This is a genomic window from Microbacterium sp. SLBN-146 (assembly GCF_006715145.1).
GTDB lineage: Bacteria > Actinomycetota > Actinomycetes > Actinomycetales > Microbacteriaceae > Microbacterium.
On the sequence record NZ_VFMR01000001.1, the window covers coordinates 3,059,442 to 3,086,075 of the forward strand.

Consider the following 26,634-nt stretch of genomic DNA (forward strand, 5'->3'; position numbering starts at 1 on the left):
TCCTACGCGTCGGCATCCGCGAGCGGCTCGACGAAGCGATCGTATCCTTCGTCCTCGAGTCGGTCGGCGAGCTCCGGACCACCCTCCTCGACGATGCGCCCCGCGACCATGACGTGGACGTAGTCGGGGTGGATGTAGCGGAGGATCCGGGTGTAATGCGTGATGAGGAGCAGCCCGAGACCCGTCTCCTCCTTCGCGCGGTTGACGCCTTCGGAGACGATCTTCAGCGCATCGACGTCGAGCCCGGAGTCGGTCTCGTCGAGGACCGCGAAGCGCGGCTTGAGCAATTCGAGCTGGAGGATCTCGTGGCGCTTCTTCTCGCCACCCGAGAAACCTTCGTTGACGTTGCGCTGCGCGAACTTCGGGTCCATGCGCAGGTTCTTCATCGACGACTTGACGTCCTTCGTCCAGGAGCGGATGGACGGCGCCTCGCCGTCGATCGCGGTCTTGGCCGTGCGGAGGAAGTTGGTCACCGTGACGCCGGGAATCTCGACGGGGTACTGCATCGCGAGGAAGAGTCCCGCGCGTGCGCGCTCGTCGACGGACATCTCCAGGACGTCTTCACCGTCGAGCGTGATCGACCCACTCGTGACGGTGTACTTCGGGTGGCCTGCGATCGTGTAGGCCAGCGTCGACTTGCCCGACCCGTTGGGGCCCATGATGGCGTGGGTCTGGCCCGTATTGATGGTCAGTGTGACCCCGTTGAGGATGGGGGTGGTTCCAGCATCCGTCTCGACCGTCACATACAGGTCGCGGATCTCGAGGACAGACATTCAGACTTCCTTCGTGAGGTTCGGGTCGATGAGCACGTCGTCGCCGTCGATCTGAACGACGTAGACGGGGACGGGCTCGTAAGCGGGGAGGTTGAGGGGCTTTCCCGTGCGGAGCGAGAACGCCGAGCCATGAGCCCAGCACTCGAGGGTGTCGCCCTCGACGAAACCCTCGGCGAGCGAGATGTCACCGTGCGTGCAGGTATCGCCGATCGCGTGGATCTCGCCGTTTCCATCCAGGACGAGCGCCATCGGCACGCCATCGACCTCGACACGACGGGCCTCGTCCTGCACGAGATCGCTGACGGCGCAGACGCGCTGCGCCGTCACGACCCGAGCTCCAGCGTGAGTTCGGCCTCGATGGCCGCGATGAGTTCGCCCTCGAGCGCGGGCAGACCGATCTTCTGCACGATCTCGGAGAGGAATCCGAGGACGACGAGGCGGCGAGCCTCGTCTTCGCTGATACCGCGCGCCTGGAGATAGAAGAGCTGCTCGTCGTCGAAGCGACCAGTGGCGCTCGCGTGCCCGGCGCCTGCGATGTCGCCCGTCTCGATCTCGAGATTCGGGATCGAGTCGGCGCGCGCTCCATCGGTGAGGACGAGGTTGCGGTTCGCCTCGTACGAGTCGGTGCCGGTGGCATCCGGACCGATGAGCACGTCACCGATCCATACACTCCGCGCGCCCCGACCCTGCAGGGCGCCCTTGTAGAGGACATCGCCCTTCGTGTGAGGACCCTTGTGATGCAGGTACACCTGACTTTCCAGGTGCTGGCCGGCATCGGAGTAAGAGAGTCCGTACAGCTCGCCACGGGATCCGGCACCGGCGAGCTCGACGGAGGGGTTGACCCGCACGATCGCGCCGCCGAAGCTCACGACGACGTGGCGAAGTGTCGCGTCCTTGTCGACGCGCGCCTGGTGGGAGGAGAGATGAACCGCGTCATCGCTCCACTGCTGAATGGAGACGACCTCGAGGTGTGCACCGTCGCGGACGATGATCTCGACGTTCTGCGCGTGCCATGCGGAGCCGGAGTGACGGAAGACGACCGTGCCGCGGGAATTCGGCATCGCCTCGAGCACGACGTGCGCGTGCGCGAGTCCGCCGTCACCGGCGAGTTCGATGACGATGGGTTCGTCGAGCTCGACGCCCGCCGGAATACGCATGAGGGGCGCGACCGTCTCCTGTGTCCAGGCGATGGCAGCGGGCCGATCCTCCGGAATGAAGACATCCCCGCGGGGAGACTCGCCGATCCGGAGCTCGCTCTGCTCGACCGTCGACGGAGCGCTCACCGTCACGGTCATCGTGCCGTGCGGTCCCGCCTCATCGACGAACAGAGGCGCGAGCTTCGCAACGGGCGTGTACTTCCAGTTCACTTCGCGTCCCGAAGGGATCTCGAAGTCGGCCGGATCGTAGGATGCCGGGCGCTCGGACCGCGTCTGGACGGGAACGAAGGCCCCGTCGGAATGCGCCGTCGAACCCGGCACCACGGGGGGCGCCTGTGTCGTGGTCGTCATCTAGCCGACCGATCCTTCCATGCCCATCTCGATGAGCTTGTTCAGTTCCATGGCGTACTCCATGGGAAGCTCGCGCGCGATCGGCTCGATGAACCCCCGGACGATCATCGCCATCGCCTCGTCCTCGGCCATTCCCCGCGACTGCAGGTAGAAGAGCTGCTCCTCGCTGACCTTCGAAACGGTCGCCTCGTGGCCCAGCTGGACGTCGTCGACGCGGATGTCGATGGCAGGATACGTGTCCGACCGGGATTTCGTGTCGACCAGCAGCGCGTCGCACCGCACCGTATTAGCGCTGTGATGCGCGTTGGCATCGACACGGACTTCGCCTCGATACCCCGCGCGTCCGCCGCCGCGGGCGATCGACTTGGAGACGATCGACGACTGCGTGTAGGGCGCCATGTGGATCATCTTCGCGCCCGCGTCCTGATGCTGGCCCGGTCCCGCGAACGCGACCGAGAGCGTCTCACCCTTGGCGTGCTCGCCCATGAGGAAGATCGACGGGTACTTCATCGTCACCTTGGAGCCGATGTTGCCGTCGACCCACTCCATCGTCGCGCCCTCGTGGGCGACGGCGCGCTTCGTGACGAGGTTGTAGACGTTGTTCGACCAGTTCTGGATCGTCGTGTAGCGAACGCGCGCGTTCTTCTTGACGATGATCTCCACGACAGCCGAGTGCAGGGAGTCGCTCTTGTAGATCGGCGCCGTGCAGCCCTCGATGTAGTGCACGTAGGAGCCCTCGTCGGCGATGATCAGCGTGCGCTCGAACTGGCCCATGTTCTCGGTGTTGATCCGGAAATAGGCCTGGAGCGGGATGTCGACGTGGACACCGGGCGGGACGTAGACGAACGAGCCTCCGGACCAGACGGCGGTATTGAGCGCTGCGAACTTGTTGTCGCCCGCCGGGATGACACTGCCGAAGTACTCCTCGAAGAACTCGGGGTGCTCGCGCAGCGCCGTGTCGGTGTCCATGAAGATGACGCCCTGGGCTTCGAGCTGTTCGTTGATCTGGTGGTAGACCACTTCGGACTCGTACTGAGCGGCGACACCCGCGACGAGACGCTGACGCTCAGCCTCGGGGATGCCGAGCTTCTCGTACGTCTCGCGGATCTCCGCGGGGAGGTCCTCCCAGGACTGCGCCTGCTTCTCGGTCGACCGCACGAAGTACTTGATGTTGTCGAAGTCGATCTCGCTGAGGTCTGCACCCCACGTGGGCATCGGTTTGCGCTCGTAGAGCTGGTGCCCCTTGAGTCGGGTCTTCAGCATCCATTCGGGCTCGGCCTTCAGGGCCGAGATGTCGCGGACGACGGCTTCGTTGATCCCCCGTCGCGCGCTCGCGCCGGCGGCATCCGCATCATGCCACCCGAATTCGTAGACACCCAGGCTCTCGAGCTCTGGGCGGTCGATCAGCACATCCGACATACACACTCTCCTCCGGGCCGCAACGGTGTCATCCGCCCCGACATTCCTGACCAGCGAAGTATTCGCTGGAATGGATGCCGCTGGTGGGCCCTCTCAAGTGGCGCCGAGCTTCGCGCCTAGACTGTCAGTGGACTGCGGTGCCTCCGGCGGCCGCATCCGACGTTAGAGATTCTACAGGTTTCGCTCCCAGGCGCGGGCGGATCCTCGCGCTTCGGCTGATGCCGAGCCGAACTGCCAGGAGGCTCACATGTCCGCCCCGCCGCTCGTCGCCCCGCGACCCGCCTGGCTGCCCGACCGCGTCGACGGACGGATACGCGTCTTCGCGTGGCTGTCCTTCATCGCCGAAGTGCTGATCATCGCGACCGGCGGCGCTGTTCGACTCACGGGATCGGGCCTCGGATGCCCGACGTGGCCGACCTGCACCGCCGACTCCCTCGTCCCGACGCCCGAGATGGGAATCCACGGCGTCATCGAATTCGGAAACCGCACCCTGACGGGACTCGTGGGCATCCTCGCCCTCGTCGTCGTGGTTCTGGTGTGGCGTCTCCGGCGGAAGCGCCGCGACCTCTTCATCCTCGCTCTCGTCGTGCTGGGCGGTGTCGTCGCTCAAGCGATCGTCGGTGGCATCACGGTCCTGACAGGACTCAACCCGTTCATCGTCGGGTTCCACTACGTCGCGTCGCTCGTGCTCGTCTGCGTCACCGCGGCCTTCCTGTCCCGGATGGGCGACGCGCCGGGCCCCCGAGTGCGCGCCGTCCCCGCGTGGTACGCCGTGCTGACGCACATCACGACCCTGGTCCTCGCTCTCACGATCATCTTCGGAGTGCTCACGACGGGCGCGGGACCGCACTCCGGCGACGCGGCGGCGGGGCGCAACGGCTTCAACGCCGAACTCCTCGAGCACGTCCACGCGTGGCCCGGATACGCTCTCTTCGTCCTGAGCCTCATCCTCCTCGTCGGATCCTGGCGGCGTCGATCCTCCGTTCCGAGCCTCGCCCTCTGGACCGCTCTCCTCGTGGTGGTGGAACTGGTCCAGATCGCCGTCGGTCTCTATCAGGCCCGCAACGGTCTTCCCGTCGTCGCCGTCGGCGTGCACATGGTTCTCGCTGCTCTCTCCGCCGCGACGATGACGGTCGTCGTCCTGCATCTCAAGCGACCGCAGCCCGAGATCGATGCCGAACGAGCAGCTCGCGTCGGCGAAGCGGGCGTCCCCGTCTCATAGGGAATTCATCGGTCACACAGAGCTGACGCCCCGACGACTTCGAGAGGCTGGGGTGGCCGCGACCGATTGCGCGGCCTTCACGAAGGAGAACTCATGACCGCTCGCCCCCGCATCGAACGCAGCATCCCCTTCTGGGGCCTTCTCGCCGTCTCCGTGGCGAGTGCTGCCGTCGGCGCCTGGATCATGGCAGATCGACTGGGGACGATGTCCACCGCACTGCTGGATGGAACCGCGACGGGCGTCGAGGTCTACGTCGGACAGTCGCTCGCGGTCGTCGGAGCTGTGCTCGTCGGCGCCGGGGTCGTCGGGATCCTGCTCCTGCTCGCGGTCGCCACGGCGGCATCGCTTCGTCCTGCTGCGGAAATCGTCGTCGTGCCGGTCACTGAAGACGTCGACGAGGTCGACATCGACGTCGTCGACGATCTCGACGAACCGCGCGACGCCGAGACCGACGCTGAGCCGACTCCTGTCCGCTGAGACTCGCCTCAGAAGGGCAGCAGCGGATCGATCGCGATCGCGACGAACAGCAGCGTGAGGTACGAGATCGAGGCGTGGAACACCCGCATCGGCCGCGGCTCGGTCCCTCGTACCGCACGGTTGTAGAGCCGGTGGGACTCGTAGATGAACCAGCCTCCGAAGACGATCGCCGACACGGAGTAGACGAGTCCCATCTGCGCGACGGGGATCAGCAGAAGCGAGCAGACCACCGTCGCCCACGCGTACAGGATGACCTGGAGGCCCACCTGCGAGCCGTTGCGCGTCGCACCGAGCATCGGCACGTGCACCTCTTCGTACTGCTCCTTGTACTTCATCGACAGAGGCCAGTAGTGCGGCGGCGTCCACAGGAAGACAAGCGCGAAGAGGATGACGGGGGGCCACGCGAGCGAGCCCGTGACCGCGCTCCAGCCGATCAGGACCGGGAAGCATCCTGCGATCCCGCCCCAGACGATGTTCTGCTCGGTGCGTCGCTTGAGGATCATCGTGTAAATCACGACGTAGAAGAAGATCGCACCGGCCGAGAGCACCGCGGCGAGCCAGTTCGTCGTGATCAGCAGCCAGAGCGTGGATGCCGCGGCGAGCGACCAGGCGAAGACGAGTGCCCCCCGCGGACTGACTTCGCCCGTGACGAGCGGTCGATTGACGGTCCGCTGCATGTGCGCGTCGATATCGCGATCGAGGTACATGTTGAACGCGGCCGCCGACCCGGCGCTCATCGAGCCGCCGATGACGGTCGCGAACACGAGCCACAGGTTCGGGAAACCGCCCTGCGCGAGGATCATGACGGGCACCGTCGTGACGAGCAGCAGCTCGAGGACCCGAGGCTTCGTCAGTTGGACGTAGGCGCGGATCGTGCGGCCGACCGACCGGCGGGAAGTGCCGTCGGATACCACGGAACCGGCTGCCGTCGTGATGTCCATCGCCTCCGCCATCGCCGTGTGCACAAGTCACTCGAGTCTATGACATCGCCGGGGGAACTCCTCCCGCGGGGTCGCCGCCGACGTGTGTCCGAGGGAAGAAGGGGCCGACATTCTCTCGCTCGGCCGACCGCGGGGCAACCCATCGTCACATAACCGTCGGATAGCCGCAGCGGCATACCGCTTCGCTATGCTGAGGATCACGCGCGCCCCCGCGCCGGCAGCTCTTCCCGTGGTGACGCGGTTCGCACACCGGCCTCCTGGCGGGCGCAACTCCCTCTCTCACATTGGAAGGCGGCCGGGTGTCGGATCTGCGTTGGGACGAAATCGATCGGCGCGCGGTGGACACCGCTCGAGTACTGGCGGCAGATGCCGTCGAGAAGGTGGGCAACGGTCATCCCGGTACGGCGATGAGCCTCGCCCCCGCGGCCTACTTGCTCTACCAGCGGGTCATGCGGCACGACCCGACCGACACGGACTGGCTCGGTCGCGACCGTTTCATCCTGTCCGTGGGCCACTCGTCGCTCACCCAGTACGTTCAGCTGTACCTCGGCGGGTTCGGCCTCGAGCTCGCTGACCTCGAGGCGCTCCGCACGTGGGGCTCCTTGACGCCGGGTCACCCCGAGTTCGGACACACGAAGGGCGTCGAGATCACGACCGGCCCCTTGGGCCAGGGCCTCGCGTCCGCTGTCGGATTCGCGTATGCGGCGCGGTACGAGCGCGGCCTGTTCGATCCCGAGACGGCACCGGGCGAATCGCCGTTCGACCACTTCGTCTACGTCATCGCGGGCGACGGAGATCTCCAGGAAGGCGTGACGAGCGAAGCCTCGAGCCTCGCCGGGCACCAGGAACTCGGCAACCTCATCGCGATCTACGACTCGAACCAGATCTCGATCGAGGACGACACGAACGTCGCGTTCACCGAAGACGTCGCGCAGCGCTACGAGGCGTACGGCTGGCACGTGCAGGTCGTCGACTGGAAGAAGACCGGCGAATACGTCGAGGACGTCGCCGAGCTGTACGGGGCCATCGAGGCCGCCCAGGGCGAGACGGCCAAGCCCTCGCTCATCATCCTGCGCACCATCATCGGCTGGCCCTCGCCCGGCAAGCAGAACACGGGCAAGATCCACGGTTCGGCGCTCGGCGCCGACGAGCTCGCTGCCACCAAGAAGGTGCTGGGCTTCGACCCGGAGCAGTCGTTCGTCGTGGCCGATGACGTCATCGCCCACACGCGCGGCCTCGCCGAGCGGGCGAAGGACGCGCGTGCGTCGTGGCAGGAATCGTTCGACGCGTGGGCCGCGGCCAACCCCGAGCGCAAAGCACTCCTCGATCGCCTCGAGGCGCACGCGCTTCCCGACGACATCGACGACGCCCTCCCCGCTTTCGAAGCAGGCAAGGACGTCTCGACACGAGCCGCCTCCGGCGTCGTCATCAACGCGCTCGCCGAGCGTCTGCCCGAATTGTGGGGAGGGTCGGCCGACCTCGCCGAGTCGAACCTCACGACGATCAAGTCGGCGAAGTCGTTCATCCCTGAGAAGTGGTCGACCCACGAGTGGTCGGGAGACGCCCACGGACGCGTCCTGCACTTCGGCATCCGCGAACACGCCATGGGCGCGATCGTCAACGGCATCGTGCTGCACGGCCCGACGCGGGCATTCGGCGGAACGTTCCTGATCTTCAGCGACTACATGCGTCCGCCCGTCCGCCTCGCCGCGCTCATGAATGTCCCGTCCGTGTTCGTGTGGACGCACGACTCGGTCGCCCTCGGCGAGGACGGACCGACGCACCAGCCGATCGAGCAGCTCGCGACGCTCCGTGCGATCCCCAACTTCACGCTCGTCCGCCCGGCTGACGCCAACGAGACGGCCGCAGCGTGGCTCGAGATCCTCCGCCGCCACGGCGGTCCCGCGGGAATCGCCCTGACCAGGCAGAACATCCCCGTGTTCCCCCGCGGCGAAGACGGCTTCGCAACGACCGACGGTGTCGCGAAGGGCGCCTACGTGCTCATCGATGCACCCGACGGCGCCGAGCCGGATGTCATCCTCATCGCCACGGGCTCCGAAGTGCAGCTCGCCGTGGCGGCACGCGAGACCCTTGCCGGTGAAGGGATCAACGCTCGCGTCGTGTCGGCTCCGTCGCTCGAGTGGTTCGACGAGCAGGATGCCGCCTATCGCGAGTCGGTGCTCCCCAGCGCCGTGAAGGCACGCGTCTCCGTCGAAGCCGGCATCGCGCTCACGTGGCGCAGCATCGTCGGTGACACCGGGCGCTCGGTCTCGATCGAGCACTTCGGCGCGTCCGCGGATTACAAGACTCTGTTCGAGAAGTTCGGCATCACCGCCGACGCTGTCGCGCAGGCGGCACGCGAAACCGTCAAGGAGAATTCATGAGCACCCCCACCGAGAAGCTCGCAGCGGCAGGCGTCAGCATCTGGCTCGACGACCTCTCCCGTTCACGCATCACGTCGGGAAACCTCGCGGAGCTCATCGAGACCCGCAACGTGACGGGTGTCACGACCAACCCGACGATCTTCCAGGGCGCGATCGGCGGCGGCGGAGACTCCTACTCGTCGCAGCTGTCGGAGCTCGCCGCCGGCGGCGCGTCGGTCGATGACGCGATCTTCGCAGCGACGACGGACGACGTCCGCGACGCGGCCGACATCTTCCGTCCCGTCTTCGACGCGACGGGCGGCGTGGACGGACGCGTGTCGATCGAGGTCTCCCCCGATCTCGCGCACGACACGGATGAGACGATCGCTCAGGCCCGGCAGCTCCACGAGCGGGTCGCGCGAGAGAACGTCCTCATCAAGATCCCCGCGACGAAGGCGGGCCTCCCCGCGATCACCGAGGTCATCGCCTCGGGCATCAGCGTCAACGTCACGCTGATCTTCTCGCTCGAGCGCTACGCCGAGGTCATCGACGCGTACCTCACGGGTCTCGAGCGCGCGAAGGACTCCGGCATCGACATCTCGAAGATCCACTCGGTCGCCTCGTTCTTCGTCTCGCGCGTGGACACCGAGGTCGACAAGCGCCTGAAGGCGATCGGCACGGACGAGGCCGCGGCTCTCACGTCGCTCGCCGGCGTCGCGAACGCACGCCTGGCGTACGAGCTGTACGAGCAGAAGTTCGCCGAGGACCGCGCCCGGACGCTCATCGACGCGGGCGCCAACCTTCAGCGTCCGCTCTGGGCTTCGACCGGTGTCAAGGACCCCGCCCTCCCGGACACGCTCTACGTGACCGAACTCGTCGCTCCCGGCACTGTCAACACGATGCCGGAGAAGACGCTGCAGGCGACGTTCGATCACGGTGAGATCGCCGGCGACACGATCACCGGCACCTATGCCGCGGCGCACAAGGTCTTCGACGACCTCGCCGGTGTGGGGGTCGACTTCGCCGATGTGACGCAGGTCCTCGAAGACGAAGGCGTCGAGAAGTTCATCGCCTCGTGGCACGACCTGCAGAAGACGGTGGCCGACGCTCTGGCCGAGGCTACCCGTTGAGCTTCGCGATCCGCGTCACGGGGCACGTCAAGTCGGTCGTCGACGAGACGCTGCCGAGCCTCGTCTCGTCGCTCGTGGCATCCAGCATCACGGCGGGGGACGCATCTCTCTGGGGCCCTTCCGCCGAAGCTGAGGCAGCGAACCGGCTCGGGTGGGTCGACGCCGTCAGCGTGTCGCGCCCCCTCGTACCGCAGATCGAGGCGCTTCGTGCCGAGTTGCTCGCGAAGGGCGTGTCACGCGTCGTCCTGGCGGGCATGGGCGGATCGTCGCTGGCTCCTGAGGTCATCGCCCAGACGGCCGGTGTGCCGCTCGTGATCCTGGACTCGACGGCCCCGGGACAGGTGCTCGCCGCGATCGACGGTGACGCGGAGTCTGGCGGTCTCGACAGGACCGTCCTGGTCGTCGCGTCCAAATCGGGGTCGACGGTCGAGACCGATTCCGCGCGACGCGCCTTCGAAGCCGCGTTCCGCGACCTCGGCATCGATCCCGCGGAGCGCATCGTGGTCGTCACCGACCCCGGTTCACCCCTCGACTCGTCGGCGCGCGCCGACGGCTACACGGTCTTCAACGCGGACCCTGCGGTCGGCGGAAGGTACTCGGCGCTGACGGCATTCGGACTCGTGCCCGCAGGCCTCGCCGGTGTCGACATCGCAGAACTGCTCGACGAGGCCGAGGCGACGCTCCTCGAAGTGGCGATCGACAGCCCCGAGAACCCCGCACTCGTGCTGGCCGCAGCCATCGCGGGCGGACTGCCGCCGCGCGACAAGCTCGGTCTTGTCACGGACGGAACACACATCGTCGGACTCCCCGACTGGATCGAGCAGCTCGTCGCGGAGTCCACGGGCAAGGAGGGCACCGGGATCCTCCCCGTCGTCCTGCTTCCCGTGTCGCCGGAGCTCGAGTCGAAGCCCGCGGACATGCAGGTGGTTCGCCTCGTCGACGAAGCTCACGAGTTCCACCTCTTCGAGCGTCACGAGGGCGAGGTCCTCGTGAGCGGCTCCCTCGCGGCCCAGTTCCTCGTGTGGGAGTACGCGACGGCGATCGCGGGGCGGATGCTGGGCATCAATCCCTTCGATCAGCCCGACGTCGAGTCGGCGAAGATCGCCGCGCGCGGACTCCTCGATTCGCGTCCTGAACCCACCGCGCCCGCGTTCGTCGCGGACGGTGTCGAGGTGCGGGTGAGCGATCCCGAACTGGCTGCATCCGGAACCCTCGCGGGCGTGCTCGACGCGCTCTGGGCGCGTCTGCCCGAGACCGGGTACGTGTCGGTTCAGGCATATGTCGACCGACTCCGTCTGCCGCAGCTGCAGGGACTCCGCGAGCTCGTTGCGGCCGACTCGGGCCGCCCCGCGACATTCGGATGGGGTCCGCGCTTCCTGCACTCGACCGGCCAGTACCACAAGGGCGGGCCCGCCGAGGGCGTATTCCTGCAGATCCTCGAGCAGACGGATGTCGACCTCGAGATCCCCGGTCGGCCGTTCACGTTCGGACAGCTGATCCAGGCGCAGGCCGCCGGCGACGCGAGCGTCCTCGCCGAAGCTCACGGGCGCCCCGTCGTCACCCTCACGCTGACAGATCCGCAGATCGAAGTGCTCACGCTCTTCGAAGCCGCCCAGTAGGAGCCGCACATGCCAGTGGAGATCTCACGGGGACACAATCCTCTCCGCGACGCCGACGACCACCGCCTCAACCGCATCGCGGGCCCGAGCGCGCTCGTGATCTTCGGTGTCACCGGCGATCTGTCTCGCAAGAAACTGATGCCCGCTGTCTACGATCTGGCCAACCGCGGCCTCTTGCCGCCCGGTTTCGCCCTCGTCGGCTTCGCACGCCGCGACTGGGAGGATCAGGACTTCGCTGAGGTCGTGAAAGACGCCGTGCGCCAACACGCTCGGACGGAGTTCCGCGACGAGACGTGGCAGCAGCTCATGCAGGGCATCCGCTTCGTCTCGGGCCAGTTCGACGACCCCGACGCGTTCCGGCGTCTCAAGGAGACCGTCGACAAGCTCGACGTCGATCGCGGCACGATGGGCAATCACGCGTTCTACCTGTCGATCCCGCCCAAGGACTTCCCCCTCGTGGCGGAGCAGCTCAAGACATCGGGACTCGTCGACGACACTGCGGATCAGCCGGAGCGCTGGCGGCGTGTGGTCATCGAGAAGCCGTTCGGCCACGACCTCGCCTCGGCACGGTCACTGAACGACGCGCTGCGTTCCGCATTCCCGACCGACTCGATCTTCCGGATCGACCACTACCTCGGCAAGGAGACGGTTCAGAACATCCTCGCTCTGCGTTTCGCCAACGAGCTGTACGAGCCGATCTGGAACAACAACTACGTCGACCACGTGCAGATCACGATGGCAGAAGACATCGGCGTCGGCGGTCGCGCGGGCTACTACGACGGAATCGGCGCAGCACGGGACGTCATCCAGAATCACCTGCTCCAGCTCCTCGCCCTCACGGCGATGGAGGAACCCATCTCGTTCGATGCGAAGGACCTCCGCGCAGAGAAGGAGAAGGTTCTCGCGGCCGTCACACTCCCCCACGACCTCGCGCGCTCGACCGCACGCGGACAGTACGCGGGGGGTTGGCAGGGCGGCGAGAAGGTCCTGGGCTTCCTCGAAGAGGACGGGATGAACCCCGAGTCCACGACCGAGACGTACGCGGCAGTGACACTCGAGATCAACACACGTCGCTGGGCGGGAGTTCCGTTCTATCTCCGCACGGGCAAGAGGCTCGGTCGGCGCGTCACCGAGATCGCCGTCGTCTTCAAGCGGGCGCCCGAGCTCCTGTTCCCGCGCAGCCAGACGTCCGGGCAGGGGCAGAATGCGCTCGTCATCCGCGTCCAGCCCGATGAAGGCGTGACGATCCGGTTCGGATCCAAGGTCCCCGGTGCCGGTGCGCTCGTCCGCGACGTCACGATGGACTTCGGGTACGGACACGCGTTCACCGAGGCGAGCCCCGAGGCGTACGAGCGGCTCATCCTCGACGTGCTTCTCGGCGATCCCCCCTTGTTCCCTCGCCACGAAGAAGTCGAGCTCTCGTGGAAGATCCTCGACCCCATCGAAGAGTTCTGGGCCGCGCAAGGCGGTCCGCTCGAGCAGTACGCTCCCGGTTCCTGGGGCCCTGCATCCGCAGACGAGATGCTCACCCGTGACGGACGAGCTTGGAGGCGCCCATGATCGTCGATCTCCCCGACACCACTGTCAGCAAGATCTCCCGCGCACTGGTCAACGTGCGCGAGGAAGGCGGCGCAGTCGCCCTCGGTCGCGTGCTCACCCTCATCATCCTCACGAGGGAAAAGGCGATGGAGGAGGTCATCGAGGCGGCGAACGATGCGTCGCGCGAGCACCCGATGCGCGTCATCGTGCTCATCCTCGATCCGAAGAACGGCTCGGACTCCAAACTGGACGCTCAGATTCGCGTCGGCGGCGATGCCGGCGCGAGCGAAGTCGTCACCCTCCGCGCCTTCGGTGAGGCGGGCGAGTCGAACCTCGAGAGCCTCGTCACAGGACTCCTCCTGCCCGATGCTCCCGTCGTCGTGTGGTGGCCGAACAAGACGCCCGATTCCCCGTCGAAGACATCGATCGGCCGCATCGCGCAGCGACGGATCACCGACGCAGCGACGAAGTCGGATCCGTCCGCGTGGGTCGCCGCACTGGGCAAGAACCATGCCCCTGGTGACACCGACCTCGCGTGGACGCGCCTGACGCACTGGCGTGAGCAACTCGCGGCAGTGCTCGATCAGCCTCCCTACGAGTCCGTCACCGCCGTCGAAGTGCGCGGCGCGAGCACATCCCCGTCAACGGCGCTTCTCGCCGCGTGGCTCCGGCTGAGCCTCGACGTCCCCGTCACCTGGCACTACCTCCCCGAGTCGGAGTGGACGGACGGCATCAAGTCGGTCAGGCTCTCCCGTGACAGCGGCGACGTGCTCCTCGAACGCTCGACGCCTTCGATCGCGTGTCTGACCCAGCCGGAGCAGCCTCAGCACGACCTCTCTCTCCCGCGTCGCACGCTCCGCGAATGCCTCGCCGAGGAGCTGCGTCGCCTCGATCCCGACCTCCTGTATGGTCGAGTGATCACCGAGGGCTGGGAGCTCTTGGACCCGCCGGCGACACAGGAGACGCATGGTTGAGTTCTGGGCAGAGAAGCGGGTCGTGATCGCTTCGAACCCGGAAGCGCTCGCGACCTCCGTTGCTTCCCGCCTGCTGAGCCGCGTCGTCAAGCGGACGGAGCGCGGCAAGACGGTTCATCTCTCGCTCACGGGCGGATCGATGGGAGGAGCAGTCCTCGCCGCTGCGGCACTCGACCCGCGCGTGGCAACGATCGACTGGTCTCGCGTGCACTTCTGGTGGAGCGATGAGCGCTTCCTCAGCGGCAGCGACCCGGAGCGCAACGACAGGCAGTCCCGCGTGGCGCTCCTCGACTCGATTGCGGTCCCCTCCGAGAACATCCATGCCGCTCCCTCGTCCGACGACGGCCTGTCGCTCGACGAAGCCGCCGAACGGTACGCAGACGAACTCCTGCGCTTCGGAGCGCCAGATCAGCCGTGGCCGCGGTTCGACGTGTGCTTCCTCGGCGTGGGACCCGACGCGCACATCGCGTCTCTCTTCCCCGACCGCCCCGAGATCCAGATCACCGACCGCTCCGTCGTGGCAGTCCGCGACTCACCGAAGCCGCCACCGGACCGGATCACGATGACGCGTCCCGTCATCAACTCCGCCGAGCGTGTGTGGATGGTGCTCGCGGGCCCCGACAAAGCCGCCGCACTCGGGCTCGCGCTGGCGGGCGCCAGCTACGAAAGCGTGCCCGCGGCGGGAGCGAAGGGTCGAAAGCGCACGATCTTCTTCGTCGACGAGGCGGCGGCCGAGCAGGTACCGCCCGAGCTGATCGACCGCGACTACTGACGTCACGGCGGGGCCGTGGTGCCCGTCAGGTCACTGACCGCGGCGGTCCCGAAGCTGCTGAAGCGCGTCGCCGAGGAGCGCCTCTGCTTCCTCTTCGGTACGACGCTCCTTCACGTACGCGAGGTGCGTCTTGTAAGGCTCGGCCTTGGCGAGAGCGGGAGGATTCTCCTTGTCCCGCCCAGCGGGAAGCCCCGAGTGCGGGGAGTCGATCGTGTCGGGGATCTCTTCGGCGGGAATGCCCGCCGCGAAATAGCGGACGGTCTCGTTTCCGAGTGCATCCCAGTAGGAGACGGCCACGCGATCGGCGTGAAATCCGTGATCCTGCTCCCCCATCGGGCCCGCACCGACGCGAGTGCCCCGTATGGCGTTGCCTCCCGTAGCCATCAGAGACCCTGGAACTTCGTGATGAGGCCGAGCGCCACGATCGCAACGAACCACGCGAGCGCGAGAACGACCGTGAACCGGTTGAGGTTGCGCTCGGCGAGGCCGGAAGAGCCGAGGGACGACGTCATGCCGCCGCCGAACATATCGGAGAGACCGCCACCCCGCCCCTTGTGGAGCAGGATGAGAAGGGTCAGCAGGAGACTGGTGATTCCGAGAAGCACCTGCAGGACGAACTCGAGGATCTGCACTGTCGTAGAAGCCTTTCGTGGCAATCGCTCACCGATCGCACAAGGGTCGAGTATACCGGTCGCGCGGTGGGCGGCGAGGCCACTCGCCGCCCACCGCGCCGGCGGGATCAGACGCCGACGTGCTTTTGGTACCGGATGATGGCTGCGAACTCGTCGACGACGAGGCTCGCACCGCCGACGAGCGCGCCGTCGACGTCGGGCTCCCGCATGAAGCTGGCGATGTTGCCGGACTTCACCGAGCCGCCGTAGAGCACACGCGTGCGGGCCGCGGCGTCCTCCCCCAGCTTCGCGGCGATGACGACACGCAACGCGGCGCAGACCTCCTGAGCCTGCTCAGGAGAAGCGACCTCACCGGTGCCGATCGCCCACACGGGCTCGTACGCCACGACGAACTCAGCGTCCGTCGCGACGCCTTCCAGCGCGACCTCGAGCTGCGCGACGGAGACCGCCGTGGGCCCGGACTCTTCACGCTCACCGAGCGTCTCGCCGACGCAGATCACCGGGACGAGTCCGTGGCGCAGAGCAGCCTGGACCTTGGCGGCGACGACCTCATCGGTCTCGGCGTGGTACTGCCGACGCTCCGAGTGACCGATGATGACGTAGCCGCAGTCGAGCTTCGACAGGAACGCACCCGAGATCTCACCCGTGTATGCGCCCGAGTCGTGCACCGAGACGTCCTGCGCGCCGAGGGCGAACGGGATCTTGTCGGCATCGATCAGCGTCTGCACCGTGCGGAGATCCGTGAAGGGCGGGAACACCGCAACCTCGACGGATCCGTCCTCGTGCTTCGCGTCCTTGAGCGTCCAGTGCAGCTTCTGCACGAACGCGACCGCCTGCAGATGATCGAGATTCATCTTCCAGTTACCCGCGATGAGCGGGGTACGTGTCACTGCCATCCGAGGACCTCCAGTCCGGGGAGCTGCTTGCCTTCCAGGAACTCGAGGCTCGCGCCTCCTCCTGTCGAGATGTGGCCGAACTCGTCGTCCGCGAAACCGAGCTGGCGAACGGCGGCCGCGGAGTCTCCGCCGCCGACAACGGACAGTCCGTCAACCTCGGTCAGCGCCTTCGCCACGACCTTCGTGCCCGCAGCGAACGCGGGCATCTCGAAGACCCCCATCGGCCCGTTCCAGAACACGGTCTTGGACGTACGGATCGCCTCGGCGAAGATCCGCGCCGTGTCGGGACCGATGTCGAGCCCGAGGCCGGTCGCACCGAACGCGGTCTCTTCCAGTGCGTCCGCGGGAGCGACGACGTGCTCCGCATCCGCGCCGAAGGATGCCGCCATGACGGCGTCCACGGGGAGGATGAGCTCGACACCCCGCTCCTCCGCTTCGGTCATGTAGCGGGTCACGGTGTCGATCTGGTCGGCCTCCAGGAGAGACTTCCCGACCTTGAATCCCTTCGCGGCGAGGAAGGTGAAGAGCATGCCGCCACCGACGAGGATCTTGTCCGCGCGCGGCAGGAGGTGCTCGATGACGCCGAGCTTGTCGCTCACCTTGGAGCCCCCGAGAACGACCGTATACGGACGCTCCGGGTTCTCGGTGAGCTTGTCGAGCACGTCGACCTCGGTCGCGATGAGGAGGCCCGCCGCCGAGGGCAGGATCTCCGCGAGTTCATAGACCGATGCCTGCTTGCGGTGGACGACCCCGAAGCCGTCCGACACGAGCGCGTCACCGAGCTCGGCGAGCTGCTCGGCGAACGCACATCGCTCCGCGGCATCCTTCGCCGTTTCGCCCGCGTTGAACCGGAGGTTCTCGACCACTGCGACGTCACCGTCTTCGAGAGCAGCGACCGCCTCATGGGCCGAGTCGCCGACCGTGTCGAGCGCGAACGCGACGGGCTTGCCGAGCAGCTCGGAGAGACGCTGCGCGACGGGAGCGAGGCTGTACTTCGCGTCAGGGGCCCCGTCGGGGCGACCGAGGTGCGAGCACAGCACGAGCCGCGCACCCTGGTTGATGAGGGCGTTCAGCGTGGGAAGCGCGGCACGCACACGGCCATCGTCCGTGATGACGGCGTCCTTCAGGGGGACGTTGAAGTCAACACGGACGATGACGCGCTTGCCTGCCAGCGAACCCAGCGAGTCGAGGGTACGCAGAGCCACGATGGGTCTCAGAGCTTGTCGGCGACGAGCTCGGCGAGGTCGACGAGGCGGTTCGAGTAACCCCACTCGTTGTCGTACCAGGCGGAGACCTTGACCAGGTTGCCCGACACGTTGGTCTGGCCGGCGTCGAAGATCGACGAGTGCGGGTCCTTCACGATGTCGGTCGAGACGATCGCGTCGGTGTTGTACTTCAGGTACCCGACGAGCTCACCTTCGACGGCAGCCTTCTCGTACGCCGCGTTGATCGTCTCGACGGTCAGGCCCTCGGTCGGGGTGATGATCGTGAGGTCGACGATCGAGCCGGTGGGGATCGGCACACGGTAGGACGAACCGCTCAGCTTGCCGTTGAGCTCAGGAAGCACCAGACCGATCGCCTTGGCGGCACCGGTCGACGCGGGGACGATGTTCAGGGCGGCAGCACGGGCGCGGTGGAGGTCGCTGTGCGGACCGTCCTGGAGGTTCTGGTCGGCCGTGTACGCGTGCGCCGTCATCATGAAGCCGCGCTCGATGCCGAAGTTGTCGTTGAAGACCTTGGCCAGCGGTGCGAGGCAGTTGGTCGTGCACGACGCGTTGGAGATGACGTGCATCGTCGCCGGGTCGTACTCGCCGTCGTTGACGCCCATCACGAACGTGCCGTCGACGTCGGTGCCGGGGGCCGAGATGAGGACCTTCTTCGCGCCGCCCGCGATGTGCTTCTGGGCGTCGACCGCCTTCGTGAAGCGTCCGGTCGACTCGATGACGATGTCGACGCCGAGCTCGCCCCAGGGGAGGTTCGCCGGGTCGCGCTCTTCGAAGACCTTGATGGCCTTGCCGTCGACGGTGATCGAATCCGCGTCGTACGACACCTCGGCGTCGAGGCGACCGCCGACCGAGTCGTACTTCAGCAGGTGCGCGAGGGTCTTGTTGTCGGTGAGGTCGTTCACCGCCACGATGTCGAGGTCCGCGCCCTGCGCGAGCGCCGCGCGGAGGAAGTTGCGTCCGATTCGGCCGAAGCCGTTGATGCCGATCTTGACGGTCACGGTGTCTCCCGTAGTCTCGTCGCGCCGGGAACCCCTGATCGGCGTCCCTGCCACGCGATCTCCTTGACAGAGAGGATGCTCAGTCCGCCCGTCTCCGGGCCCTCCGAGGCATCCTCACCTGCCTACGAGACTAGCGCAGTTGGGCCACGCGAACGTAGGCGGAGAGGGGGACGAAGGTCCCGACTTCTCGCCCGCACCAGCGGAAAAGAAGATGCCCGGCACCGCGAAGGCGGCTGCCGGGCATCTTGCAGGTGAACGGGATCAGACGATCAGACCCGCGGTCTTCTCGCGTGCCGTCGCGAAGCGCGTCTGCACGTTGTCCCAGTCGGCGATGTTCCAGAACGCCTTGACGTAGTCGGCGCGGACGTTCTTGTAGTCCAGGTAGTACGCGTGCTCCCACACATCGAGGAGGAGAAGCGGCACGGTGCCTGCGGCGAACTGCGACTGCTGGTCGAAGAACTGCTGGATGATCAGGTTCTGTCCGACGGAGTCCCAGAACAGGCCCGCCCATCCGGACCCCTGGACGCCGAGCGCCGCAGCCGTGAAGTGCGCCGTGAACTTGTCGAACGAACCGAAGTTGTCGTCGACGGCTGACGCGAGGTCGCCCGTCGGCTTGTCGCCGCCGTTGGGAGACAGATTCGTCCAGAAGATCGAGTGGTTGACGTGGCCTCCGAGGTTGAAGGCGAGGTCCTTCTCGAGCTTGTTGACGTTGGCGAAGTCGCCCTTGTCGCGCGCTTCGGCGAGCTGCTCGAGCGCCGTGTTGGCACCCGTGACATAGGCCTGATGGTGCTTGTCGTGGTGCAGCTGCATGATCGTCGCGCTGATGTGCGGTTCGAGAGCCGCGTAGTCGTAGGGGAGGTCGGGCAGCGTGTAGTTCGCCATATTCTCTTCTTCCTATCGGCGCTGCGCGGGAGCAAGCAAGCGTCGCTCCGCGGCGGCGAGGGTGACGGTTTTCATCCTAACGATCCGTAACACGGACGGCAGGGGGTTGCTTCCCGCTGCGGAAGGATCTCGTGCCCGCGGCTCAGTCGGTCATGCCCGCAGGCACAGCCGACTCGGTGTCGGGAAGACCTTCCGCCTCGGCCTTCTTGTCGGCCATCGCGAGCAGGCGCCGGATGCGCCCTGCGACGGCATCCTTCGTCAGCGGAGGATCGGCGTGGTGGCCGAGCTCGTCGAGGCTCGCGTCACGATGCGCGAGCCGAAGATCGCCCGCCTGCTTGAGGTGGGCAGGGACCTCGTCGCCGAGAATCTCGAGGGCGCGCTCCACGCGGGCGCACGCGGCGACCGCGGCCTGGGCGGAGCGTCGAAGGTTCGCGTCGTCGAAGTTCACGAGACGGTTGACGCCCGCCCGCACTTCGCGACGTTGACGCAGCTGGTCCCACTCTGCCGCCGCGCGCGCGGCACCCATCGCCGCGAGCGCGACGCGGATCGCCTCACCTTCGCGGACGACGACACGCGGCACCCCGCGCACCTCTCGTGCCTTCGCGGGGATGCCCAGACGGTGCGCAGCCCCCACCAGGGCCATGGCCGCCTCGGGTGCGGGGCAGGCGATCTCGAGAGCAGCGGAGCGTCCCGGGTCACTCAGCGCTCCGGCCGCGAGGAACGCGCCTCGCCAGATGGCCGCAAGATCGGGGCGCGACCCCGTCGTGAGCTTGTTGGGAAGACCACGGACAGGTCGGCGCCGCTGGTCGAGGAGTCCGGTCTGCCGAGCGAGGGTCTCGCCCCCCTCGATGACGCGCACGGCGTAGTGGCTCCCAGAACGGCCGCCCGAGCCCTGGACATGCACGAGCTCGGGTCGCACTCCGTAGAGTTCCATGAGGTCGCGAGCGACGCGACGCGCGAGCGCGTCGGTGTCCAGCTCGGCTTCCACCGCGACGCGATTGGCGATCGAGTGCAAACCGCCCGAGAATCGCAAGATCGACGTGAGTTCGGCCACGCGGGCGGTCGGGCGAGGGTCTCGCACAGCGGTCAACTCGGCCTTCACGTCGGCAGTCAGCGACACGGGACTCCTCAAAGGTGGGGAACGGGACGATCGTCCAGCCTACTCGCGGTGGCGATCACTGCCCACCTCACTCGCGTCCGAGGTCGCGGTCCTTGACCCTCACCGCAACCCCCGCGACGTTCGACAGGCGATCCGCGAGCTCGCGGGCCGTCACAACCGATCGATGCTTTCCCCCTGTGCATCCGACAGCGACGACCGCATGACGCTTGTTCTCCCGCTGGTACCCCTCGAGCACGGGCACGAGTGCCTCGGAATAGGAATCGATGAACTCTCGCGCACCCGGCTGCGCGAGAACGAAGTCTCGCACGGCCGCGTCCTCCCCTGTGAGCGAGCGGAGATCCTCGTTCCAGAACGGGTTGGGGAGGAATCGCATATCGGCCACCATGTCGGCGTCGGGAGGAAGACCGTACTTGAACCCGAAGCTCATGATCGTCAGCGTGTGCCGCGCCTGACCTTCGTCGGAGAAGAGATCGACGATGCGGGTCGAGAGCTGATGGATGTTGAGGGAGGACGTGTCGACGATGATGTCTGCCCGCTCCCGCACGGACGCGAGCTTGTTGCGCTCCCGCCGGATGCCGTCGAGGATCGTGCCGTCGCCCTGGAGCGGATGCGGACGCCGGACGGCCTCGAACCGCCGCACGAGAACCTCGTCGGACGCATCGAGGAAGATCGACCTGAGCTGCTGTCGGTCACGGAGCGTCCGCATGACGGCAGGAAGCTCGGCGAACATGTCGCGCCCGCGGACATCGACGACGACCGCGATCTTCGGGAGCGCGCCTGCGGCGATCTGCGTCAGATCCAGCATGGGCGTGAGCATCTGCGGGGGGAGATTGTCGACGACGTACCAATCGAGGTCTTCCAACGCGTTCGCCGCCGTGGATCGACCCGCGCCGGACATGCCTGTGACGATGAGGACTTCGGCGTGGCGTGTCGATTCGGTCATGGCCTCTCCCGCGCCCAGCCTAGCGACTCGTCAGGTGCGCATGGATCGCTGCGGCGAGCTTCGGCCCGACTCCGGGGAGTTCCGTGATCTCTTCGGGCGTGGCGCGTTTGAGTGCCGCAACCGAGCCGAAGTGACGCAGAAGCGCCCGGATGCGCGCTTCGCCGAGGCCCGGAACGTCGGCGAGGACGCTCTGGATGTCGCGGCGGCGGCGCTTGCGCTGATGCGAGATGGCGAAGCGATGGGCTTCGTCTCGCAGCCGCTGAAGCAGGTAGAGCGCCTCACTCGTGCGTGGCAGGATCACGGGGTAGTCCTCGTCGGGGAGCCACACCTCCTCGAGGCGCTTCGCGATGCCGCACAGTGCGATCTCCTCGTGGCCCGCGTCGCGCAGTGCACGAGCCGCCGCAGCCACCTGGGGCTGGCCGCCGTCGACGACGAGCAGCTGCGGCCGATAGGCGAAGCGGGGTTTGCGCCGCGTCGACACGACGGCCTCGTCATCGGCCGACGAGGCGCCCGGCTGAGCGACCTCTCCCCCGGCGGTGCGGAGCTCATCCTCCATCGCATCTTCGGGTCGATCCAGATACGCCAGACGGCGTGTCAGCACCTGGTAGAGCGAATCGGTGTCGTCCGTCGTCTCGGCGACGCCGAACGAACGGTACTGGTCCTTGCGGGGCAAGCCGTCCTCGAACACCACCATGGAGGCGACGACGTTCGTTCCGGAGAGATGCGAGACGTCGAAGCACTCGATGCGCAATGGTGCCTCGGCGAGCCCGAGTGCCTCCTGCAGGTCGGTGAGGGCCTGGGTCCGCGCGACGTAGTCGCTCGTGCGACGGGTCTTGTAGAGCATGAGCGCCTGCTGCGCGTTGAGGGTCGCCGTCGCGAGGAGCTCGGACTTGCGACCGCGCTGCGCGACCTGAATCGAGACGTTCCGTCCACGGCGTTCGCGCAGCCAGTCCTCGATGTCGGAGGCGTCATCGGGGAGCACGGGCACCAGCACCTGCTTCGGGATGTCCGCGGGCGCTGCGTCACCGTACGTGCGCTGCAGGATCTGATCGACGAGGTCCGCCCCGGCGATGTCGATCTCCTTCTCGATCGTCGTGGCTCGCACACCGCGCACGCGGCCGCCGCGGATCACGAAGTGCTGAACCGCGGCGGCCAGCTCGTCCTCAGCGATACCGAAGAGATCAGCGTCCGTGTCCTCCGACAGAACGAGCGCGCTTCTCTTGAGGACGGCATCGATCGCCTGGAGGCGATCGCGGTACTGCGCCGCCGCTTCGTAATCCTGAGCGGCGGATGCCTCGCGCATACGTGCCGTCAGTTCGCGCGCGAAACGCTCATCGCCGCCGGCCATGAACGCGACGAAGTCGTCGACGATGGCGCGATGCTCGTCGATCGACACCTTCATCGAGCAGGGACCTCCGCACCGACCGATCTGCCCGGGGAAGCACGGTCGTCCCGTGGCCATGGCCTTGCGATACGAGGCGTCGCTGCAGGTGCGGATGGGGAAGACCCGGATCAACTGGTCGATCGTGTCGTGGACCGCCCACACCTTCGGGTACGGACCGAAGTACTTCGCACCGGAGATGCGCCTGTTGCGCGTCACGATGACCCGGGGTGCCTCGTCTGCAAGGGTCACGGCCATGAAGGGATACGACTTGTCGTCGCGATAGCGGACGTTGAACGGAGGATCGAACTCCTTGATCCACTGGTACTCGAGCTGCAGGGAGTCGACGTCCGTCGCGACGACGGTCCACTCTACGGATGCCGCGGTCAGCACCATCCGACGGGTGCGCTCATGCAGGGTGTGCAGCGGGGCGAAGTAGTTCGACAGTCGAGCACGGAGGTTCTTCGCCTTGCCGACGTACAGGACGCGCCCGTCGCGATCCCGGAAGCGGTAGACACCCGGATTCGTGGGGATCTCCCCCGGGCGCGGCTTGTACGCGACCGTGGGTGCGGACCGGGCCATCTCAGCCGGCCTTGCGCTGGGCTCCGGCCACCCCCAGCACCTCCGCGAGGAACTCGCCGGTGTAGCTGCCCTCGGCGCGCGCAACCTGCTCGGGCGTGCCCGTCGCGACGATCTGGCCGCCGCCCGACCCGCCCTCGGGGCCGAGATCGATGATCCAGTCGGACGACTTGATGACGTCGAGGTTGTGCTCGATGACGATGACGGTGTTGCCCTTGTCCACGAGTCCGTTCAGCACCTCGAGGAGGCGGGCGACGTCCTCGAAGTGGAGGCCCGTCGTCGGCTCGTCCAGAACGTAGATGGAGCGACCGTTGGACCTCCGCTGGAGTTCCGTGGCGAGCTTGACGCGCTGCGCTTCGCCGCCCGAGAGAGTCGTCGCCGACTGACCCAGTCGTACGTATCCGAGCCCGACGTCCACGAGCGTCTTGAGGTAACGGTGGATGGCCTGAATCGGCTCGAAGAACTCCGCGGCCTCCGAGATGGGCATCTCGAGCACCTCGGCGATGTTCTTGCCCTTGTAGTGCACGGCGAGCGTGTCACGGTTGTACCGCTTGCCGTGGCACACCTCGCAGTCGACGTACACGTCGGGGAGGAAGTTCATCTCGATCTTGATCGTGCCGTCACCGGAGCATGCCTCGCAGCGTCCGCCCTTGACGTTGAAGCTGAAGCGTCCTGGCTGATATCCGCGCACCTTCGCCTCGGGAGTGTCGCTGAAGAGCGTCCGGATCCGGTCGAAGACACCCGTGTAGGTCGCCGGATTCGACCGCGGCGTGCGACCGATCGGTGCCTGATCGACGTGGACGACCTTGTCGAGGTTGTCGAGACCCGTCACGCGCGTGTGCTTGCCCGCGACGCGGCGCGCGCCGTTGAGCCGGTTGGCCAGCACCTCGTAGAGGATGCCGTTCACGAGCGTCGATTTGCCCGATCCGCTGACGCCCGTCACGGAGGTGAGGAGCCCCAGCGGGAAGTCGACCGTGACGTTCCTCAAGTTGTTCTCGCGCGCACCGACGACGCTGATCTGCCGCTTCTTGTCGATCTTGCGTCGCTTTTTGGGTGTTGCGATCGCCCGCCGTCCGGCGAGGTAGTCGCCCGTGATCGAGTTGCCGTCCTCGAGCAGAGCCGCGAGCGGCCCGGAGTGCACGACGGCACCGCCTTCGACTCCCGCGCGGGGTCCGATGTCGACGATCCAGTCCGCCGCGTGGATGGTCTCCTCGTCGTGTTCGACGACGATGAGCGTGTTCCCCAGGTCGCGCAGGGTCAGGAGCGTTTCGATGAGGCGTCGGTTGTCGCGCTGGTGGAGACCGATCGAGGGCTCGTCGAGCACGTAGAGCACGCCGGTGAGGCCGGAACCGATCTGCGTCGCCAGGCGGATGCGCTGGGCTTCTCCGCCGGAGAGGGACCCCGCCGAGCGGCTCAGGCTCAAGTAGTTCAGCCCGACCTGCAGGAGGAACTGCAGACGCGCGCGAATCTCGCGGAGAACCGCAGCGGCGATCTTGGCCTCGCGGTCGGTCAGCTCGAGGCGCTGGAAGAACTCCTGCGCCTCAGCGAGGCTCAACCGCGACGCCTGTGCGATGGAACTCCCGTGCACGAGGACGGCGAGGACTTCGGGCTTGAGTCGATCCCCGTTGCAGGCCGGGCACGGTACTTCTCGCAGGTACTCGGACCACCGCTGACGCTGCGTGTCGGACTCGGCCTGGAGATACTGACGCTCGATGTACGGCACGACGCCCTCGAACCCCGAGGAGTACCGCATCTCACGCCCGTAGCGGTTCTTCCACTTCACGGTGACCTTGTAGTTCTCGCCGCGGAGAACCGCGTCGCGGACATCGGAGTGGAGGTCCTTCCACGGCGTGTCGAGCGAGAAGTCGAGATCTGCGGCAAGACCTTGGAGCAGCCGCTCGTAGTACTGGAAGAGACCCTTCCCCTGCGTCGTCCAAGGAATCAGGACGCCCTCGCTGATCGAGAGCTCCTCGTCGCCCAGCATCAGGTCGACGTCGACCGCCATCCGCGTTCCGAGGCCCGAGCAGGTGGGGCACGCGCCGAACGGGGCATTGAACGAGAACGTCCGCGGCTCGATCTCGGTCAGCTGCAGCGGATGGCCGTTCGGACATGCGAGCTTCTCGGAGAAGGACTGCCACGCGTCATCGCCCTCTTCGTCGACGAAGTTCACCTGGACGATTCCCGAAGCAAGTCCCAGAGCGGTCTCCACGGAATCGGTGACGCGGCTGAGGATGTCGGGCGCTGCCACGAGACGATCGACGACGACGGCGATGTCGTGCTTGTAGCTCTTCTTGAGGGTGGGCGGATCCGACAGCTGGATGAGCTCGCCGTCGACGATCGCGCGCGCGTAGCCCTTGGCGCCGAGCTCGCGGAAGAGATCGACGAACTCACCCTTCTTCTGCGAGACCACCGGCGCGACGATCTGATAGCGCGTCTTCTCGGGGAGATCCATGAGTTGGTCCGCGATCTGCTGAACCGTCTGGCGCTGAATCCGCTCGCCGCAGACGGGACAGTGCGGAATACCGATGCGCGCCCACAGGAGACGCATGTAGTCGTGGATCTCGGTGATCGTCCCTACGGTCGATCGCGGATTGCGGTTGGTCGACTTCTGATCGATCGACACCGCGGGGCTCAACCCCTCGATGAAATCGACGTCGGGGCGATCCACCTGGCCGAGGAACTGGCGCGCGTACGCGCTCAGCGACTCGACGTAGCGCCGCTGGCCTTCCGCGAAGATCGTGTCGAAGGCGAGGCTCGACTTGCCCGAGCCCGAGAGGCCCGTGAAGACGACGAGGGAATCCCTCGGAATGTCCAGATCGACGTTCTTGAGGTTGTGCACCCGCGCGCCACGCACGCTGAGTGACCCGCTCGAGTGGCCGGTGGGACGCAGAGAGCGCTCGACAGAAGGCGTCACGGGCGATCCTCCGGGGGTGTTTTCGGGCACGGCGACAGGGACGATGGGCACCCCTCAAGTTTAGGTGCGGCCTCCGACATCGGCTCCGTGGGGCCGTTCGCGGCCCGCGTATGCAAGGATGCGCCGTGCTCGGCGTCACGCCCTTCGTCGACTAACCGCGATCTCGCCGAGTGACCCCGTCGTTGCGTGCAGATAGCGGGGTGCCTCGTCGACAACCCGGTGAGTCGACATCAGGAGGGCAGGGCGTGAGGGGCGGGGCGGGGCGTGAGATGACGGATGCCGCGAGTCGGGGTGACTCGCGGCATCCGTTCCTCACGGTCAGTGTG

At 66.8% G+C, this 26,634-nt stretch carries 23 protein-coding genes; 8 read left to right on the forward strand and 15 right to left on the reverse strand.

Annotated features, from left to right (window positions below):
• Positions 1-2: 2 nt before the first annotated feature.
• The 4 genes from sufC to sufB are packed head-to-tail and all read right to left on the reverse strand — an operon-like array spanning position 3 to position 3,700.
• Positions 3-773 (reverse strand): Fe-S cluster assembly ATPase SufC, encoded by a 771-nt coding sequence (gene sufC, locus FBY39_RS13755; protein WP_141932818.1) that lies wholly within the window; start codon positions 771-773, stop codon positions 3-5.
• Positions 774-1,100: a non-heme iron oxygenase ferredoxin subunit gene (locus FBY39_RS13760; protein WP_141932819.1), complete on the reverse strand. Its 327-nt coding sequence runs from the start codon at positions 1,098-1,100 to the stop codon at positions 774-776.
• Positions 1,097-2,281: a Fe-S cluster assembly protein SufD gene (gene sufD / locus FBY39_RS13765; protein WP_141932820.1), complete on the reverse strand. Its 1,185-nt coding sequence runs from the start codon at positions 2,279-2,281 to the stop codon at positions 1,097-1,099. The genes FBY39_RS13760 and sufD overlap by 4 nt, the downstream gene beginning before the upstream one ends.
• Complete coding sequence (sufB, locus tag FBY39_RS13770) at positions 2,282-3,700, reverse strand: Fe-S cluster assembly protein SufB (protein WP_141932821.1); 1,419 nt, start codon at positions 3,698-3,700, stop codon at positions 2,282-2,284.
• A 247-nt stretch (positions 3,701-3,947) separates the two neighbouring features.
• On the opposite strand from sufB, the gene FBY39_RS13775 reads away from it, so the two are divergent.
• Complete coding sequence (locus FBY39_RS13775) at positions 3,948-4,922, forward strand: heme A synthase (protein WP_141932822.1); 975 nt, start codon at positions 3,948-3,950, stop codon at positions 4,920-4,922.
• 93 nt (positions 4,923-5,015) lie between these two features.
• Positions 5,016-5,399: a dinucleotide-utilizing enzyme gene (locus FBY39_RS13780; RefSeq protein WP_141932823.1), complete on the forward strand. Its 384-nt coding sequence runs from the start codon at positions 5,016-5,018 to the stop codon at positions 5,397-5,399.
• An 8-nt stretch (positions 5,400-5,407) separates the two neighbouring features.
• On the opposite strand, the gene FBY39_RS13785 is transcribed toward FBY39_RS13780, so the two are convergent.
• Positions 5,408-6,340, reverse strand: coding sequence for a heme o synthase (locus FBY39_RS13785; RefSeq protein WP_141934222.1), 933 nt, complete (start codon positions 6,338-6,340; stop codon positions 5,408-5,410).
• A 299-nt stretch (positions 6,341-6,639) separates the two neighbouring features.
• Here FBY39_RS13785 and tkt point away from each other — a divergent pair, with 299 nt between their 5' ends.
• From tkt to pgl, 6 genes are read left to right on the forward strand one after another with little or no spacing between them, the layout of a single operon-like run.
• Positions 6,640-8,724, forward strand: coding sequence for a transketolase (tkt, locus tag FBY39_RS13790; protein WP_141932824.1), 2,085 nt, complete (start codon positions 6,640-6,642; stop codon positions 8,722-8,724).
• Positions 8,721-9,833 (forward strand): transaldolase, encoded by a 1,113-nt coding sequence (tal, locus tag FBY39_RS13795; protein WP_141932825.1) that lies wholly within the window; start codon positions 8,721-8,723, stop codon positions 9,831-9,833. The genes tkt and tal overlap by 4 nt, the downstream gene beginning before the upstream one ends.
• Positions 9,830-11,452: a glucose-6-phosphate isomerase gene (locus FBY39_RS13800; protein WP_141932826.1), complete on the forward strand. Its 1,623-nt coding sequence runs from the start codon at positions 9,830-9,832 to the stop codon at positions 11,450-11,452. Before tal ends, FBY39_RS13800 begins: the two co-directional genes overlap by 4 nt.
• Before the next feature lie 9 nt (positions 11,453-11,461).
• Entirely contained in the window at positions 11,462-13,012 is a 1,551-nt protein-coding gene (gene zwf / locus FBY39_RS13805) for a glucose-6-phosphate dehydrogenase (protein ID WP_141932827.1), read from the forward strand.
• Positions 13,009-13,965 (forward strand): glucose-6-phosphate dehydrogenase assembly protein OpcA, encoded by a 957-nt coding sequence (locus FBY39_RS13810; protein WP_141932828.1) that lies wholly within the window; start codon positions 13,009-13,011, stop codon positions 13,963-13,965. The genes zwf and FBY39_RS13810 overlap by 4 nt, the downstream gene beginning before the upstream one ends.
• Positions 13,958-14,737, forward strand: coding sequence for a 6-phosphogluconolactonase (pgl, locus tag FBY39_RS13815; RefSeq protein WP_141932829.1), 780 nt, complete (start codon positions 13,958-13,960; stop codon positions 14,735-14,737). The genes FBY39_RS13810 and pgl overlap by 8 nt, the downstream gene beginning before the upstream one ends.
• Before the next feature lie 30 nt (positions 14,738-14,767).
• Here pgl and FBY39_RS13820 read toward each other — a convergent pair whose 3' ends face one another.
• The 10 genes from FBY39_RS13820 to uvrA all read right to left on the reverse strand — a co-directional run bounded on the left by FBY39_RS13820 (position 14,768) and on the right by uvrA (position 26,308).
• Complete coding sequence (locus FBY39_RS13820; RefSeq protein ID WP_141932830.1) at positions 14,768-15,121, reverse strand: RNA polymerase-binding protein RbpA; 354 nt, start codon at positions 15,119-15,121, stop codon at positions 14,768-14,770.
• On the reverse strand, positions 15,121-15,369 hold the full coding sequence (gene secG, locus FBY39_RS13825; RefSeq protein WP_141932832.1) for a preprotein translocase subunit SecG: 249 nt from the start codon (positions 15,367-15,369) through the stop codon (positions 15,121-15,123). The genes FBY39_RS13820 and secG overlap by 1 nt, the downstream gene beginning before the upstream one ends.
• Before the next feature lie 107 nt (positions 15,370-15,476).
• Positions 15,477-16,265 (reverse strand): triose-phosphate isomerase, encoded by a 789-nt coding sequence (tpiA, locus tag FBY39_RS13830; protein ID WP_141932834.1) that lies wholly within the window; start codon positions 16,263-16,265, stop codon positions 15,477-15,479.
• Positions 16,256-17,470, reverse strand: coding sequence for a phosphoglycerate kinase (locus FBY39_RS13835; RefSeq protein ID WP_141932836.1), 1,215 nt, complete (start codon positions 17,468-17,470; stop codon positions 16,256-16,258). Before FBY39_RS13835 ends, tpiA begins: the two co-directional genes overlap by 10 nt.
• 8 nt (positions 17,471-17,478) lie before the next feature.
• Positions 17,479-18,489, reverse strand: coding sequence for a type I glyceraldehyde-3-phosphate dehydrogenase (gap, locus tag FBY39_RS13840; RefSeq protein ID WP_141932838.1), 1,011 nt, complete (start codon positions 18,487-18,489; stop codon positions 17,479-17,481).
• 261 nt (positions 18,490-18,750) lie between these two features.
• Positions 18,751-19,371, reverse strand: a complete 621-nt coding sequence (locus FBY39_RS13845) for a superoxide dismutase (protein WP_141932840.1) — start codon at positions 19,369-19,371, stop codon at positions 18,751-18,753.
• Positions 19,372-19,513: 142 nt separating this feature from the next.
• On the reverse strand, positions 19,514-20,491 hold the full coding sequence (whiA, locus tag FBY39_RS13850) for a DNA-binding protein WhiA (RefSeq protein ID WP_141932842.1): 978 nt from the start codon (positions 20,489-20,491) through the stop codon (positions 19,514-19,516).
• A gap of 67 nt (positions 20,492-20,558) precedes the next feature.
• Positions 20,559-21,434, reverse strand: coding sequence for an RNase adapter RapZ (gene rapZ, locus FBY39_RS13855; RefSeq protein ID WP_141932845.1), 876 nt, complete (start codon positions 21,432-21,434; stop codon positions 20,559-20,561).
• 19 nt (positions 21,435-21,453) lie between these two features.
• Complete coding sequence (gene uvrC / locus FBY39_RS13860; RefSeq protein WP_141932847.1) at positions 21,454-23,397, reverse strand: excinuclease ABC subunit UvrC; 1,944 nt, start codon at positions 23,395-23,397, stop codon at positions 21,454-21,456.
• Between the two features lies 1 nt (position 23,398).
• Positions 23,399-26,308, reverse strand: coding sequence for an excinuclease ABC subunit UvrA (gene uvrA, locus FBY39_RS13865; RefSeq protein ID WP_260838073.1), 2,910 nt, complete (start codon positions 26,306-26,308; stop codon positions 23,399-23,401).
• Positions 26,309-26,634: the final 326 nt, after the last annotated feature.

Coding starts and splice junctions, on each gene's coding strand:
- sufD (WP_141932820.1), bottom strand. CDS start 2,281: ATGACGACCACGACACAGGCGCCCCCCGTGGTGCCGGGTTCGACGGCG.
- FBY39_RS13810 (WP_141932828.1), top strand. CDS start 13,009: ATGATCGTCGATCTCCCCGACACCACTGTCAGCAAGATCTCCCGCGCA.
- uvrC (WP_141932847.1), bottom strand. CDS start 23,397: ATGGCCCGGTCCGCACCCACGGTCGCGTACAAGCCGCGCCCGGGGGAG.
- FBY39_RS13775 (WP_141932822.1), top strand. CDS start 3,948: ATGTCCGCCCCGCCGCTCGTCGCCCCGCGACCCGCCTGGCTGCCCGAC.
- FBY39_RS13785 (WP_141934222.1), bottom strand. CDS start 6,340: ATGGACATCACGACGGCAGCCGGTTCCGTGGTATCCGACGGCACTTCC.
- tal (WP_141932825.1), top strand. CDS start 8,721: ATGAGCACCCCCACCGAGAAGCTCGCAGCGGCAGGCGTCAGCATCTGG.
- sufC (WP_141932818.1), bottom strand. CDS start 773: ATGTCTGTCCTCGAGATCCGCGACCTGTATGTGACGGTCGAGACGGAT.
- zwf (WP_141932827.1), top strand. CDS start 11,462: ATGCCAGTGGAGATCTCACGGGGACACAATCCTCTCCGCGACGCCGAC.
- tpiA (WP_141932834.1), bottom strand. CDS start 16,265: ATGGCAGTGACACGTACCCCGCTCATCGCGGGTAACTGGAAGATGAAT.
- FBY39_RS13845 (WP_141932840.1), bottom strand. CDS start 19,371: ATGGCGAACTACACGCTGCCCGACCTCCCCTACGACTACGCGGCTCTC.
- rapZ (WP_141932845.1), bottom strand. CDS start 21,434: ATGACCGAATCGACACGCCACGCCGAAGTCCTCATCGTCACAGGCATG.
- sufB (WP_141932821.1), bottom strand. CDS start 3,700: ATGTCGGATGTGCTGATCGACCGCCCAGAGCTCGAGAGCCTGGGTGTC.
- FBY39_RS13820 (WP_141932830.1), bottom strand. CDS start 15,121: ATGGCTACGGGAGGCAACGCCATACGGGGCACTCGCGTCGGTGCGGGC.
- pgl (WP_141932829.1), top strand. CDS start 13,958: ATGGTTGAGTTCTGGGCAGAGAAGCGGGTCGTGATCGCTTCGAACCCG.
- FBY39_RS13780 (WP_141932823.1), top strand. CDS start 5,016: ATGACCGCTCGCCCCCGCATCGAACGCAGCATCCCCTTCTGGGGCCTT.